The 15,192-nt window shown below is 53.6% G+C and carries 12 protein-coding genes; 1 reads left to right on the top strand and 11 read right to left on the bottom strand.

All coding sequences use genetic code 11. The features are described 5' to 3' along the window. The first annotated feature begins 2 nt into the window (after nt 1–2). A complete protein-coding gene (locus QQK25_RS01045) occupies nt 3–1,337 on the top strand; it encodes a phosphomannomutase/phosphoglucomutase (protein ID WP_284186346.1) in 1,335 nt (444 codons plus the stop codon). Between the two features lie 199 nt (nt 1,338–1,536). Here QQK25_RS01045 and QQK25_RS01050 read toward each other — a convergent pair whose 3' ends face one another. The 11 genes from QQK25_RS01050 to QQK25_RS01100 form a co-directional block, all read right to left on the bottom strand. Next, nucleotides 1,537–2,703, bottom strand: a complete 1,167-nt coding sequence (locus tag QQK25_RS01050) for a nucleotide sugar dehydrogenase (protein WP_284186347.1) — start codon at nt 2,701–2,703, stop codon at nt 1,537–1,539. An 81-nt stretch (nt 2,704–2,784) separates the two neighbouring features. Continuing rightward, entirely contained in the window at nt 2,785–4,434 is a 1,650-nt protein-coding gene (gene pgi, locus QQK25_RS01055; protein WP_284186348.1) for a glucose-6-phosphate isomerase, read from the bottom strand. Nucleotides 4,435–4,584: 150 nt separating this feature from the next. After that, nucleotides 4,585–5,688 (bottom strand): nucleotidyltransferase family protein, encoded by a 1,104-nt coding sequence (locus QQK25_RS01060; RefSeq protein ID WP_284186349.1) that lies wholly within the window; start codon nt 5,686–5,688, stop codon nt 4,585–4,587. Nucleotides 5,689–5,706: 18 nt separating this feature from the next. Beyond that, nucleotides 5,707–6,891, bottom strand: a complete 1,185-nt coding sequence (locus QQK25_RS01065; protein ID WP_284186350.1) for a glycosyltransferase family 4 protein — start codon at nt 6,889–6,891, stop codon at nt 5,707–5,709. A 25-nt stretch (nt 6,892–6,916) separates the two neighbouring features. Then, complete coding sequence (gene wecB / locus QQK25_RS01070; RefSeq protein WP_284186351.1) at nt 6,917–8,047, bottom strand: non-hydrolyzing UDP-N-acetylglucosamine 2-epimerase; 1,131 nt, start codon at nt 8,045–8,047, stop codon at nt 6,917–6,919. Then, nucleotides 8,044–9,156 (bottom strand): UDP-2-acetamido-2,6-beta-L-arabino-hexul-4-ose reductase, encoded by a 1,113-nt coding sequence (gene wbjC / locus QQK25_RS01075; RefSeq protein ID WP_284186352.1) that lies wholly within the window; start codon nt 9,154–9,156, stop codon nt 8,044–8,046. The genes wecB and wbjC overlap by 4 nt, the downstream gene beginning before the upstream one ends. A 6-nt stretch (nt 9,157–9,162) precedes the next feature. Continuing rightward, complete coding sequence (locus QQK25_RS01080; RefSeq protein WP_284186353.1) at nt 9,163–10,197, bottom strand: polysaccharide biosynthesis protein; 1,035 nt, start codon at nt 10,195–10,197, stop codon at nt 9,163–9,165. A 36-nt stretch (nt 10,198–10,233) separates the two neighbouring features. Beyond that, nucleotides 10,234–11,391: a glycosyltransferase gene (locus QQK25_RS01085; RefSeq protein ID WP_284186354.1), complete on the bottom strand. Its 1,158-nt coding sequence runs from the start codon at nt 11,389–11,391 to the stop codon at nt 10,234–10,236. A gap of 228 nt (nt 11,392–11,619) precedes the next feature. Further along, nucleotides 11,620–12,618, bottom strand: coding sequence for a glycosyltransferase family protein (locus QQK25_RS01090; protein WP_284186355.1), 999 nt, complete (start codon nt 12,616–12,618; stop codon nt 11,620–11,622). Between the two features lie 189 nt (nt 12,619–12,807). Then, nucleotides 12,808–13,986, bottom strand: a complete 1,179-nt coding sequence (locus QQK25_RS01095; protein WP_284186356.1) for a polysaccharide biosynthesis protein — start codon at nt 13,984–13,986, stop codon at nt 12,808–12,810. Then, on the bottom strand, nt 13,983–15,191 hold the full coding sequence (locus tag QQK25_RS01100; protein ID WP_284186357.1) for a hypothetical protein: 1,209 nt from the start codon (nt 15,189–15,191) through the stop codon (nt 13,983–13,985). Before QQK25_RS01100 ends, QQK25_RS01095 begins: the two co-directional genes overlap by 4 nt. Nucleotide 15,192 lies beyond the last annotated feature (1 nt).

The raw sequence follows: 15,192 nt of genomic DNA on the forward strand, positions 1-15,192 counted from the left end.
GCATCGTCGACAAGACGCTGACCGCCGAAGCCGTGCGCGCCATCGGCCACGCCCTCGGTTCCGAAGCCGTCGCCCGCGGCCAGCAGGCCATCGCGGTGGGCCGCGACGGCCGCCTGTCGGGCCCCGAGCTCGCCGGTGCGCTCGCCGACGGCATCCGCGCCGCCGGGGTTGATGTGGTGGACGTGGGCTGCGTGCCCACCCCGCTCACCTACTTCGCCGCGTATGAACTCGGCACGAACTCCTGCGTCTCCGTCACTGGCAGCCACAACCCGCCGGACTACAACGGCCTGAAAATGGTGCTGGGCGGCCAGACGCTCTTCGGCGAGCTGATCCAGGCCCTGCGCCAGCGCATCATCGACGGCAACCTCGTCACCGCCGCCGTGCCGGGCAAGCTCACCCACGCCGATGTGGTGCCGGCGTACGTAGAGAAGATCGTCGGCGACGTGAAGCTTTCCCGCCCCATGAAGGTGGTGATGGACTGCGGCAACGGCGTAGCTGGTGCCGTCGCCCCGGAGCTCTTCAAGCGCCTGGGCTGCGAGCTGGTGGAACTCTTCTGCGAAGTGGATGGCAATTTCCCCAACCACCACCCGGACCCGTCCAAGCCCGAGAACCTCGCCGACGTGATCCGCGCGCTGAAGGAAACCGACGCCGAGATCGGCCTCGCCTTCGACGGCGACGGCGACCGGCTGGGCGTGGTGACGAAGGACGGCGAGATCATCTTCCCGGATCGTCAGCTGATGCTGTTCGCCGAGGATGTGCTGTCCCGCGTGCCCGGTGGCGAGATCATCTACGACGTGAAATGCACCCGCAACCTCGCCGGCTGGATCAAGGATCGCGGCGGCAAGCCCACCATGTGGAACACCGGCCACGCGCTGGTGAAGGCCAAGCTGAAGGAAACCGGCGCCCCGCTGGCCGGCGAGATGAGCGGCCACGTGTTCTTCAAGGAGCGCTGGTACGGCTTTGACGACGGCCTCTACACCGGCGCCCGCCTGCTGGAGATCGTGTCCCGCCAGCCGGACGCCAACCCGGTGCTGAAGAACCTGCCCAACGCCACCAGCACGCCGGAGCTCAACATCAAGATGAACGAAGGCGAGCCCTTCGCGCTGGTGGATAAACTCAAGGCCGAGGCGAAGTTTGAGGGCGCCGAGAGCATCCTCACCATCGACGGCGTGCGCGTCGAATACGCCGACGGTTTCGGCCTCGCCCGTCCGTCCAACACCACCCCGGTGGTTGTGCTGCGCTTCGAGGCCGACAACCAGGCCGCCATCGAGCGCATCCAGGCCGACTTCCGCCGCGCCATCGAAGGCGTGTGGCCGGGGGTGAAGCTGCCGTTCTGAGCGGGACCCCAGCGCAAAAAAACGGCGACCGGAGCAATCCTGTCGCCGTTTTTGTTTTGTGCCCATGCTCGGACTTCAGTCCAAAAGAACCCGCTCTGAACTCCAACGCTTACCACCAAGAGCTGCCCGGCAGATAAATACGTCCGCGGCCCCACCAGAGCCCGAACTAGCTCCGATAGCAACACCCTTTCCAAACAAATCAATCGCTACCAAACAGATCCCGGGTATAGACCTTATCCTGGACGTCATCCAGCGCCTCGGTTCGACGATTGGCAATAATGACATCAGCCTGCTGCTTAAAAGTACTCAAATCGTTAACAACACGAGAATGAAAGAACTCCCCTTCCTTAAGCACAGGCTCATAGACTATCACCTCGATGCCCTTCGCCTTGATCCGCTTCATGATCCCCTGGATGCTCGAAGCACGGAAATTGTCTGATCCGGCCTTCATGATCAAGCGGTAGACTCCAACCGTCTTGGGCTGGCGACGGATGATATCGTCGGCAATAAAATCCTTCCGGGTGGTATTGGATTCGACAATTGCATGAATGAGATTCTGCGGGACATCCCGATAGTTGGCCAACAACTGCTTCGTATCTTTGGGGAGGCAGTAGCCGCCATATCCAAAGCTCGGGTTGTTGTAGTGCGCCCCGATGCGAGGATCCAGACTGACGCCATCGACAATCTGCCGCGTGTCTAACCCATGGGTTGCAGCGTATGTATCAAGCTCATTAAAGAATGCAACACGCATCGCAAGATAAGTGTTGGCAAATAGCTTGATTGCCTCTGCCTCGGTGCTGTCGGTGTACAACACCGCAACATCCTGCTTGATCGCGCCTTGGCGCAACAAACCAGCGAACATCGCAGCCCGATCCGAACGCTCGCCGACGATAATGCGCGACGGATATAAGTTGTCGTATAAAGCACGCCCCTCTCGCAAGAATTCCGGCGAAAAAACGAGGTTTTCGCATGAAAACTGCTGCCGCGCCCTAACCGTGTAGCCGACGGGGACGGTGGATTTGATGACCATCATCGCCTTCGGATTGATGGCCATCACGTCACGAATGACCGCCTCGATGGAGTTGGTATTGAAATAGTTAGTCTCCGGATCGTAATCGGTAGGGGTGGCAATGATGACCACATCCGCGGCTTCATAGGCCTCCTGTTTATCTAGCGTTGCCCGAAGATTCAACGGTTTGTCGCGCAGAAACTCCTCAATTTCCTTATCCTCAATCGGAGACTCTCGGCGATTGAGCATCTCCACCTTCTCCGCCACGATATCCAGCGCCACAACTTCATTGTGTTGCGCGAGGAGTACCGCATTAGACAACCCAACATAACCAGTCCCAGCAATCGCGATCTTCATTGCAATCCTCTATTTAACCTTTATCACCAAGCACCCAAAAGCCTTAAAGCGACCTTAGGGCTTACCGTATCCAAATACTCCCTAGAAATCCCCGCGCTCCCGACACCACGCAATCAACGCACGGGTCGACTGATCGAGCCCCTCCAGCCCTCCCTCGCCCTTTAGCGCCGGCAACAATCGACCAGCAAGCTGCTTGCCCAGCTCGACACCCCACTGGTCAAAGGAATTGATACCCCAGATCACGCCCTGAACAAACACCTTATGCTCATAGAGCGCAATCAACATGCCGAGGCTGTGGGGATCAAGGCGGGGAAGAATGATCGTCGTCGAAGGTTGATTGCCAGCAAATACCTTGTGCGGAAGCAGCGCCGCCATGTGCTCAACCGGAACCCCTGCGGCCTCCAGTTCTGCGCGTGCTTCGGCTTCAGACTTTCCAAAGGCCAGCGCCGAACTCTGCGCAAGAAAATTTGCCATCAAGGGTGCCTGATGGTCTGGCAGGGGAAAATCACTCTGCGCGCTGGCAATGAAATCGCACGGAACGAGCCACCCCCCCTGATGGAGCAACTGGAAGAATGCGTGCTGCCCGTTGGATCCAATCTCCCCCCACACAATGGGGTTGGCCTGGCAGCTCAGAGGGCGGCCGTCCCGCCCAACCGTTTTTCCGTTGGACTCCATCTCCAGTTGCTGTAGAAACGATGGAAGAAACCGCAGCGACTCGTGATAGGGGAGCACGGCACTTGTTCCAGCGCCAAGGAAATTGGTGTTCCAGATGCCGATCAAAGCCATCAAGACCGGTAGGTTCCGCTCGAAGGACGCCTCCCGGAAATGCTCATCCATCGCCTCGGCCCCGGCGAGCAGGCGCTCAAAACCATTCATCCCGACCGCCAATGCTATGGGCAAACCAACAGCCGACCACAGGGAATAGCGCCCCCCCACCCAATCCCACATACGAAACAGATTCTCGGGCGGCAGGCCAAATACTGCGGCTCTATCAACGGCTGATGTCACCGCAACAAAGTGAAGGGGCAGCGCACGACCTGCCGACTCCCCCGCCGCTGCACATAACCACTGGCGAGCGGTGTGGGCATTACGCATGGTCTCCTGAGTCGTGAAAGTCTTGCTGGCAACCACAAAGAGCGTCGTCTTCGGATCCAGTGAATCCAGCAACGGTCCAAGCTGCGCACTATCGAGATTGGAAACGAAGTGAAGCCTGAGCCCAGGTCGCTGATACGCCGAGAGCGCACGCACAACCATCTTGGGGCCGAGATCCGAGCCCCCGATGCCGATGTTCACGACATCCCGGATGGCCTCTCCCGAGAACCCCCGCCACAAGCCGGAGCGAACCTTGTCTGAAAACTGCCGCATCTGCGCACGTACTGAGCGCACTTCCGGCATCACATCGACACTCGCGGAAGGAAACGGCGACAGCTTTAAATGACGCAGCGCCGGGTGCAGTACGGCGCGGTGCTCACTCACATTGATCTTCTCGCCACCAAACAGCCGATCACGCCAACCAGCAAGATCAGCGTCCCGCGCCAGATCAACAAGCAGGCGCAGGACGTGACCATCAAGGCGCTGTTTGGAAAAGTCAACCAACAGGCCATTGAGCTCCAAGGACATCTGAGAAAACCGCGCACCATCCCTCGCAAATAAATCACGAAGATGACGGAACGCAAAGATGTCCCGCAGAACGGACAACTCTTTCCAGGCAGCAGTTTCGGTAATCAACATAAGGACACGCACTACAGACAATTGCAAACTTGTGTAGCACTATACAAGAGTTCTTACGCCGTTACCGTGACACTGTTACTCGATTTGAATCAACACACTTCGCAGCCAGAATCCGCGCAAAAGAGTCTCGTGCGGCTTGACAGCAGGCACTCAGCCTCTGGCATCCCCCCAACGCAGACTTACCCCGTCCTCACCCACGTAAGTCGTCTTACCTGACCGCTCAACGCAATATTGCGGAGACAAGATGCGCTCGGCAACCGTACAACCCTCACTCACACGGGTGTACTCAAAAAGAATGCTTCGTTCGAGCCGCGCCGAAGATTTCACATGGCACCCGTGGCCAATCCAAGAAGGACCAATGATCGATGCGCCGGGGTCGATCCTTACATTCGATCCGATATAAACCGGCCCAACAATCTGTACGCTATCCCAAGCGATCGACGTATTGAGCCCAACCCACACGCCTGGGCGAATCTGCTTGCCCGGCATGTGCATCTGTGACACCTCACCACGAAGCACACGCTGAAGCACATCCCAGTAGTCTGTCAGGCGACCGATATCAATCCAATTGAACGACTGCCGCTGAGCGTAGAAAGGAATCCCCTTCTCCACCAACATCGGGAACAACTGACTGCCGATGTCAAATTCGCAGCCCTGAGGAATCAAGTCGAGAATTTCCGGCTCAAAAATGTAAATCCCTGTACTGGCCAGCGTCGACTTCGCCTCTTCCGGAGAGGGCTTCTCCTGAAACGAGACCACGCGACCGTCGCTGTCTGTGACAACGACCCCATAGTTCTTAACCTGCTCACGCGGAACATCAACCGTCACAACGCTGGCAAGCGCCCCCTTGGCCTTGTGCTCGGCAAGCGCAGCCTGAATGTCGAGGTCAACAATAGCATCGCCACAGAGCACCAACGTCGTCTCGTCGAAGAATCCCCCGAAATCCTGGATCTTTCGCATTCCTCCGGCAGACCCCAGGGCCTTGGGCACGATGTCCCCATGGTCTCGGCCACCTTCGTAGGAGTACCCGATCTCAACCCCCCAGCGATGTCCATCGCCAAAGTAGCTTTCAATCTTGTAGTGATTGAATGCGACATTGATCATGACCTCGCGAATTCCATGACGGGAGAGATGCTCAATCAGGTACTCCAGCAATGGCTTGCCCAACAACGGAACCATCGGTTTCGGAATATTCTTGGTTAGCGGTTTTACTCGTGTCCCCTGCCCCGCCGCCAGGATCATGCCTTTTGCCACATCACACCTCAAGAATAGTTATTTTGTGTAGCTCTTCAAATTTCTTACAATCTGATCCACAGCCGCTCGCGATGAATACAACGACTCAGAAAGTGCTTTAGCCCGAGTAGACATTCCAGATTTGTCCTGCTCTTCAAACAAGGCCATGCCCAAGTCTGCGAACTCCGACAGTGACTCGCCCACATAGGCCTTCCCAACCCCTTCCCGTGCAATGAGGTCGCACAGATCGTTTCCGGCGTTGATGCGCGCCAGTACAGGCAGGCCCGCCTGCATATAGGTGAGGAACTTGCCCGGGACGTTGTGCGTCTTGTGCCGCGGATCGAGCATGACGAGACCAACATGGCACTGGGCGAGTAGCCCGGGAACCTCGGTCGGATCAATCTCGTCATGGAAAAGCACGTTCGGCAACTGCATCTCTTCGGCCAGCGCACGAAGGCGCGCAACATCCGACCCTCGGCCTACGAACATGAAGCCCACGTCGGTACGATCCTTGAGGCGATCAGCAAGCCCGAGCACCATGTCCATCGACTGGGCCGCGCCCATGTTACCGGCGTATACGAAGATGCGCCGCCCGGCCAGATGGGTTTCGCTCACCTGAATCGAGCAGCCCATGTTCTCGGCCGGGGCAAGCCAGTTCTGCAGCACCTCGAGACGGCGGCCAGGCTGGCGGGACCATTCGGCGAAATAAGGCAGCCCCGCGTGGGACTGAACACCAATGGTGTCGGCAGCCGCGTACTGAACCTGCTCGAAGTACTTGAAGAACTTGTACACCGGCCCACGCCCCATCAGCCCGAGATCGACCGCCCACTCGGGAAAGATGTCGCGGATGATGAGATAGCTGGGGCAGCGGCTTCTCGCCTTGAGCCAAGCAACAGCCCGACCAAAAAAGATCGTGGGCGAATACCAGACAACCGCGTCCCATTTCACGTCCCGCAAGGGGCTGGCCTCCAGCCCCTTGCGGACGAAATGAGACAGCGCAAGTTCGGCCAGCGTGCGCCACACGTAACTGGTGTCACGAGTCTGCATAGCCTTGACGCGGAGGACCTGAACGCCATCCAGCGTTTCGAGCGCCCACGGAGTGCCAAGGCTCGCAGATGGCACGATGACGGTAATATCGTGCCCCTGTCGGACGAACTCACGGGACAGATCCCTGAGCTGTACTGCCCCCGATGAGCGCAGCGGCGGATAGGCATCCGCGATCAAGGCTATACGCATTGAACCCTGGCCCTCAGTACTTCTTCCAGACCACCCGATTCACGTAATCGGTATAGCTGTGGATGATCCGGACGACCTTGTCGGACACGTTGGGCATGCTGTAATCGCCCACCTGACGGAGCAGACGGGTCTCGCCGCTGGGCTGATCCTCCAGGATTGCCAGCCCCTGCATGACGCGCTCGGTGTTCATGCCGACCATCATGGCGGCCGCCTCTTCCATACCTTCGGGGCGCTCGTGGGCATCACGAATGTTGAGTGCCGGGAAGTTGAGGATCGACGACTCTTCGTTGATCGTGCCGCTATCCGACAGCACCGCCTTGGCGTTGAGCTGCAGCTTGTTGTAATCCTTGAAGCCCAGGGGCTTGAGCAGGCGGACGAGCGGATGGAACTTTGCGCCCATCGCATCCACACGCTTCTGGGTGCGCGGGTGGGTCGAGACGATCACCGGCATCTGGTACTTATCGGCCACGGCATTAAGGGTGGCAACCAGATTGGTGAAGTTCTTCTCGGAATCGATGTTCTCTTCCCGGTGGGCGCTCACCACAAAGAACTCACGAGCCTTGAGGCCCAGGCGCTCCAGCACATCGGATGCCTCGATACCGTCGCGGTAGTGGGTCAGCACTTCGAACATCGGGCTGCCGGTCTTGATGACCATGTCGGGCGGCAGGCCCTCACGCAGCAGGTAATCGCGGGCGATGGTGCTGTAGGTGAGGTTGATGTCGGCCGTGTGGTCGACGATACGGCGGTTGATCTCCTCGGGCACGCGCATGTCGAAGCAGCGGTTGCCAGCTTCCATGTGGAAGGTGGGGATCTTGCGGCGCTTGGCGGGCAGCACCGAAATGCAGCTGTTGGTATCACCCAGCACCAGCATGGCGTCCGGCGTCTCCTCCGCCAGCACCTGATCGACCGCAATCACCACCTTGCCGATGGTCTCGGCGCCGGTTGCACCGGCCGCGTTGAGGAAGTGATCGGGCTTGCGCACGCCCAGATCTTCAAAAAAGATCTGGTTCAGCTCGTAGTCGTAGTTTTGGCCGGTGTGCACCAACACGTGTTCACAATAGTCATCCAGCTTTGCCAGCACGCGGGACAGACGGATGATCTCGGGACGGGTGCCGACAACCGACACCACCTTCAGCTTCTTCATTGCTTCACCTTGTTGGCAAACGTATCGGGCTTTTCACGATCGAATATCTCGTTAGCCCACAGCATGACGATCATCTCGTCGTCGCCGATATTCGTAATGTTGTGCGTCCAGCCCGGCACCGTTTCAACGATCCGGCCCTCACCACCCTTGGTAACCAGCTCGTAGTGCTCGCCGGTGACGATATGGCGGAAGCCGAAATGCGCCGTGCCCTTGAGCACCATGAACTTCTCGGTCTTGGTGTGGTGATAGTGCTCGCCACGAGTGACGCCGGGATGCGACGTAAAGTACGAGAACTGGCCGCAATCCGGGGTCTTGAGCATCTCGACGAAATCGCCGCGCGGATCGGAATGCTTGACCACGCTGTAAGCAAACGACTCGGTGGGCAGGAAGCTCAGATAGGTGGAATACAGCGCCCGCACCAGGCCGGTGCCCACACGATCGGTAATCATCGATGCGCGGCTGGCCGCAAACCCACGGATCGTATCGGCCACCTGACCAACGGTGGAGTCGTATTCCGGACCGGCGGGCACAAAGCCGCTGGGCGTGCCGGGCGACTGCAGCAGGCCGACAAAAGCCTCGACCACATCGTCTATGTACACCAGCTTGAGCGGTGCGGCGGGATCATTCACCTTGATCTCCAGCCCGCGAGCGATGTTGTGGCAGAAGGTGGCCACCGCAGAGTTGTAATTGGGCTGTGACCACTTGCCAAACACATTGGTCAGGCGGAACACATAGGCCGGAGAGCCGTTTTGCGTGCCATGCTCGAACACCGCATCCTCGGCAGCACGCTTGCTGACCCCATACGGGTTATCGAGCGCGGCCTGGGTGGAGGACGACAGGACCACCGGCGCCTTGTTGCCGTACTCGGCCAGCAGGCTGCACACGGTTTCGGTAAGGCCGGCATTGCCGGTGGCAAACTCGCTTACATCCTTGGGACGATTGATGCCCGCCAGGTGATAAACAAAATCAGCCCCTTTGAGCGCGGCCTTCAGATCAGCATCGGACGAATCGAGGGTGATGCGCGCAATGTCGGTATGCCCAAGCTCGCCCAGGCGAACGGATAGGTTGCGGCCGATGAAACCGTCGGCGCCGGTAATCACGATACGCATGGCGGCTTAGTCCTGCGCCTCGGCCTTTTCGCCGCGTGCGATCTTCTGCATGAAATCCAGCTTGAGCAGCAGCTGGGTCATGCCATCCACGTCCAGGCGTTCGGTGTTATGGGAGGTGTACTCTACAGCCTCGGTAATCTTCTGCTCGCCCTCTTCCACAAACTTGTCGTAGTTGAGATCGCGGCCGTCGGCCGGCACGCGGAAATAACCCGGCAGATCCTCGGCGCAGGCGCGCTCTTCTCGGCTGAGCAGCGCTTCATAGAGCTTCTCGCCGTGGCGGGTGCCGATGATGCGGACTTCGTGATCCGGCTTCTTCATCAGGCCAAGAATGGATTTGGTGAGCACATCCACCGTGGCGGCCGGGGCCTTTTGCACAAAGATGTCGCCATTGTTGCCGTGCTGGAAGGCGTAGAGCACCAGATCCACCGCATCATCCAGCGTCATCATGAAGCGGGTCATGTTGGGATCGGTGATGGTGATGGGCTTGCCATTGAGCACCTGATCCACAAACAGCGGAATCACCGAACCGCGCGACGCCATCACGTTGCCGTAACGGGTGCCGCACACTACGGTGCCAGTGCCTTCCAGGTTGCGGGACGCGGCAACCATCACCTTTTCCATCATCGCCTTGGAGATGCCCATGGCGTTGATCGGATACACCGCCTTGTCGGTGGACAGGCACACAACGCGCTTCACCTTGTTGGCAATTGCCGCCTCGATCATGTTCTCGGTGCCGAGCACATTGGTGCGCACCGCCTGCATGGGGTGGAATTCGCAAGACGGAACCTGCTTGAGCGCGGCGGCGTGGAACACGTAATCGACACCACGCATGGCCGCGGCGATGGATTGCGGATCGCGCACGTCGCCGATGTAGAACTTCAGCTTGCGGTTGTTGTAGAGCTTCCGCATGTCGTCCTGCTTCTTCTCGTCCCGGGAGAAAATGCGGATTTCGCCGATGTCGGTATTGAGGAAGCGACGGAGGACGGCGTTGCCGAAGGATCCGGTGCCACCAGTAATCAAAAGTGTACTGTTATTGAACATTTCAACCTCAAAAATCAAGATTTAGAGCAGCAATTCTCAGCTATTAGAAAAATCAAAGACACGCAACGTCATCGCGCTTGCATCAGATTGAAGAACCTTCTCTGAAATGTAGTCCTTAATCTTCAGTCTCATCCCTCCAAAACTCTCATCACCCATTCCTGCCATAAACTCAACCACCTCTGAGAATCCGCTCGAATTAGCAAGTGGAATATCCCAACCAACACCTTGCTCCGCCAATCCACGCCACGGCGTCTGGTCACTGACTAACACAGGACAACCGCACTGCAAAGCTTCCGCAATTGCGTGGCAAAAGTTCTCACCCAAGGTCGGCAAAATAAAAAGATGGTAGCGCGCGATCACATCCGGAACTTCATCAACATCCACCGGCCCCATATACCTGACTACAACATTACTTGGAAGTTTTTTTATTAACTCTTCACAGCAAATCCAGTAATCATTATCCTCTTTAGGACCGTAAATATCGAAGGCAACTTCAGCCCTGACACTCATCAAAATCTTCAAAGCATACTCAAGATTTTTTTTTGGTGAAATTCTAGAAAGAAAAATTAACTTGAGGCGCCCCCCCTCCTTTTTAGTTTCGAATACCTTCTGGCGAATTCTCATATCAACGATATTGGGCGCCACGCGAACAGTCACGCCATCGCCAAACACTCTCGCTATGTCTTTAGATTCCTCATCACTAGTGGCATGCCAAGTTATTCCATCGTGCAGACGTGCGAGCTTACTGAGCGAAATAAAGACCCTTTTTTTAAGTGGCTTGAGCATCAACGCACCTTCAGAAAATTCCCCCCTAGGCGCCAAGATGACTTTCGACGATGCCTTTACAAAACCGAACCGCTTTAAAATAAAAAAAAGGATACTAAGTGTGAAAGCAAAAAAACTATTCAAGTAAAAAACGACATCCGTGTCCTTAACCCTTCCAGCAGCGACTATTTGCATCAATACTTTCAAAGAACCACTAGAATAATAGACACTACACTGGGGCAGACGAATCCAACTATCTGGGACAACATCACCCATAACTGTTTTCGATCCAACATCGTAAGCTTGCGTGAGAACCTTAACCTCGGCATTAGTCGAAAGTAGCTCTACAATAGCACCCATTGATTTGACCGGCCCACCAGCCTTTTTTGCAGGCCAAAAATATGGGGCGAGGACAAAAATCTTCTTCATACCTTAAAACCCACAATATCCAAGAAGGCGTCAAACCCTTCTCTTTATTGACTTCAAGACAAATTCAAAGATTGGAAATTAATGAGAAACCACCCCAAGCCAAAAACAAACAGCCAAATAGAATCTGAAATTTCAGCTCAAAGCTTCCTTAATTTTAATTAACCAACCAACCCAAAAGCATAAGAAAAATTCAGCAAAATTTAAAACATCTCATTAAACTATGAAAATTTACTTATCAACTGACAATCGACTTAAAATAGTAAGAATACAAGCTCGCCAACTGTAAGAATCTCGAAGAAGCTCATGACGCTCTTTTACAAACTCAGCCTCCCCTAGAACACGAGCCTTATCCAATGCACTCTTAAGCTGCGTAAGCCCCTCATCTACGACGGAAAGATACGGCCTCAATACATCTGGCAGACCGTATAGATTGTTCACAATGACCCCCCCAGGGGCAGCCGCAATATTAAAAAACTTAGAGGGAAAGAAATATCTCTGATTGAGTCCTATGCTATAGCGCAAGCAAAAATTCCAGAGGGATCGGGCTTGCCACTGAGCGACCTCAGCCTCAGAAACCAAGCCGTGAAAAAAAACCCATTCACTACGCTCAGCCATATCACGAATCTCTTTCTCCAAACTTCCTCGCCCAAAAACATGGAGGGGATAATTAATATCGTACTGTATCCACTGCCGCACCAATTTATCTACGCCATTGTGAGACTCCAGCGCGCCCGCAAAAACGGCCATCTCGTCCAAATTCACACGACCTTTACTCATTAATTCAGACGCAAACTTTGTAACCCCCCCCTGAAAGACAAAGCATTTTTCAGGGGAAAACCCAAAGTCATCGACAATTGCCACACTAATAGGAACTATTAAATCAAAGCTCTTTGCAAAGAAAAGACTAACTCTCTCAGATAAAGATCGAAACCATTTCTTTGAAAAAAACCTCGATCTGGACCCTGCATGTACATCCTGAATGAGGACAGCCAGCGACACTCGTGACGACAAGAACCTATAAAGCAGTAGCGCCCAATTTTCGAAAACGAAAGAATTGTATTGAATGCACACTTTCGGCCCGAACCGAAAGGCCTCAAACAACAACATCAACGAAAAAATAAGATGCTTAAGGACAGGAACATTTAAATAAAAAGGAAATACAATATTTCTCTCTTCTTGTTTTCGTGAGAAAAGGGGCCCTTTAGGCCAATGCGGCAACGACGGCATCGCACAGCACAGTACGTTACACTCTCCTGCAGACGCGACCAACTCCGCGACGATCTGCGCTTGAACCTGACTCCCGGCAACAGAGCTCCCCTTCCCCAATACGCTGACGCTAGGAGAAAAGTGCCCTACCATCATAATTCTTGCCAAAATAAGCCCCACTTTAGATGAAAATTAATTGATATCTCAGCGTCAGTTATTTTTTTCACCACCAGGAACCAATGAATACAAATATAGAAAAGACATAATAATCAAGCCCTGAACTAAGTAAGCAGCGAAGACATCGAGCAAATGGAAAATTAAGGCTAAAGCAAAAACGAACTTGGCCGACAAGGCAACAACCAAAGCAAAACGTGATCTAGCCCGCCCGAGGTAATACATTCTCAGTGTAAATACTCTAAATAGAGATACAGCAAAAAAAGAAAAACCCAAAGAAAGGCTAAGAATAGGATCTGATTTAAATCCTTCCATCCAAAACGGTATTAACCAGCCAGAGCACGCACTCGCAAAAAAATAACTAACCGCGCAAGACCAATAAATAATCTTGAGTAAACCGTCAGCAGCACCTTCACCAAATCTCGAGTATGCGTTTGGCAACACATTGTCCCATAGCGACCTAAGAAGATCAAAGTACTTCTTTACTACCAACAGACCAGCTATCACCACAGCAGGAATCGACGACAGTCCGAACAGTAGCGCATCGATCATAAAGAGCGAAAAATAGGCCAAATTAATCGCTACAACCTCGCCACCTAGATAGCTTGAACTATGGAAAATTGGGCGATAGGGAATTTGCACTAGCCTTACCTGAGACACAAACGTAACAAAAGCCCGGACAAAGACAGCAACGCCAACCCCAAAAGCAATATTCTCTTTGAAGAAAATAAGCACGCATAAAAATAAAATCTGCGAAAAAACGGCCAAAAAACTAATCTGCCGATTTTTCCTTTGCACTCTCAACGCAGCAGTTTCAGCGTAGCCCGATAGAGTTAATGCTATAGACAGCCCGAGGAGGATGTAAGACGTCTTTAAGCGCTCTGAGCCAACTCCAAAAAACGACACCACGAGCAATATAACTATAAATGCAACGATTCCTATTAATAAAAGTACACAACGAAGTCCATTAAGCCGGTCAACAAGCCCTTCCGCATGTCCGTCCTTAAAGTCTGCTATGAAGCGATGCGAAAAGCCTAGATCCAGAAGAAGAAGGAACTGTGATACCTCAAAAACCAAAAACCAGGCAGAAAACTCATCCGGAGATAGCGCACTCCAAAGCAAGCGATAAACGTAGAGTCCTATGAAAACAGAAAGAAAGAAGGCGCATACCGATACTAATGCATCAACACCAAACCGCTTTACATCTGAGCTCACGTTCTGATCCGCACCAATCGCCTTTTAATAAAATAGGGGATCATCAAGGAAAAAAAACCCACGACGCTCTCCCCGCTCTGCATCACCTGATTATTTGCTGACAAATAGAAAAATACGATTATCAAGTAGGCGAACAACAATATTGAAGCGGCGTCACCTTTAGTGAGCAGCGTATTACCGATCGAAGAATAAAGAAAACCTAATACAAACATCAATATACCAACCCCTATATACGTCAGGTCAGAAGCCCACCACAAATAAAATGAAGACCATTGAACGTATCGATCCCATCCGTATTTTTCAATTCTTGCCGGGTATGTATTATCTTGAATCGAACTTCCGAGCACTCGATCTGCTTGCCGTGCAAGAAACGTCGAATTACCTACACCCCAAGTAAACACGAATGGTTCATGCATTGATAAATCTAACGCCCGATACCCTTGTGTGAGGTATGTTGTGATAGCTGAATAGAATACAAGAAGCGGACCATCGTCAATATTATATTCAGAATATGCACCAAGTGATGTGCTAACACCCGAAACTGCGGCAGAGCCCTCCCTAGTGACCTGCCCTTCTGTAAAGTAAGCCCCAGCACCGAACAAACTACAGAGGATAACCATAGAGGCAACCCACCCTCTGATTGTGTTGAAAAGGGTGTGGCCCCACAACAGATAAAACATTGCTGAAAAAATTATTATTACGTCAAATATATACTTGTTAACGCCCATGGCGTATGACATATACACATTCAACAATACACACAGCACCACCAAAAACTTATCTACGCCTAGAATTTTTTCCCAATAAATGAGGGCCAGTGGCAAAAATCCGAATAATGAATAGCCAAAAACCATTCTCACGTATTCGATTGCAGAGTCACCGGACTGCCTTCTCGCGTGCGAAGCACTATAAATATCCCCAAGATCAGTACCTAATTCAACACCTCCGGACCGAAAATAGATTGTCAGTGGCACCAGCACCATGGTCGTTAGAATGCTAAATCTCAAAAACGACAATGGAGACGTTGGTCCGCTACTCCCAGCAAAACGGAATCTTCTCCCCGAAAGAGCCCCAAGCTTAAGCAAGGCTAGAAAACAAACTACAGCGATGCCTGCCCCTCCCTCAACAGCCGGTCGCTCATAGGCAATCGGGCCAAAGTAGAATAACCATAAGGTAACTAGCTGAAAGGCAATCAGGCCGTCCAAG

It is taken from the genome of Zoogloea oryzae (assembly GCF_030161255.1).
Classification (GTDB): domain Bacteria; phylum Pseudomonadota; class Gammaproteobacteria; order Burkholderiales; family Rhodocyclaceae; genus Zoogloea; species Zoogloea oryzae.

Excerpts from the sequence above, each read along its gene's own strand:
- QQK25_RS01080 (WP_284186353.1), bottom strand. The coding sequence starts at position 10,197 with ATGTTCAATAACAGTACACTTTTGATTACTGGTGGCACCGGATCCTTC.
- wecB (WP_284186351.1), bottom strand. The coding sequence starts at position 8,047 with ATGAAGAAGCTGAAGGTGGTGTCGGTTGTCGGCACCCGTCCCGAGATC.
- wbjC (WP_284186352.1), bottom strand. The coding sequence starts at position 9,156 with ATGCGTATCGTGATTACCGGCGCCGACGGTTTCATCGGCCGCAACCTA.
- QQK25_RS01050 (WP_284186347.1), bottom strand. The coding sequence starts at position 2,703 with ATGAAGATCGCGATTGCTGGGACTGGTTATGTTGGGTTGTCTAATGCG.
- QQK25_RS01085 (WP_284186354.1), bottom strand. The coding sequence starts at position 11,391 with ATGAAGAAGATTTTTGTCCTCGCCCCATATTTTTGGCCTGCAAAAAAG.
- QQK25_RS01090 (WP_284186355.1), bottom strand. The coding sequence starts at position 12,618 with ATGCCGTCGTTGCCGCATTGGCCTAAAGGGCCCCTTTTCTCACGAAAA.
- pgi (WP_284186348.1), bottom strand. The coding sequence starts at position 4,434 with ATGTTGATTACCGAAACTGCTGCCTGGAAAGAGTTGTCCGTTCTGCGG.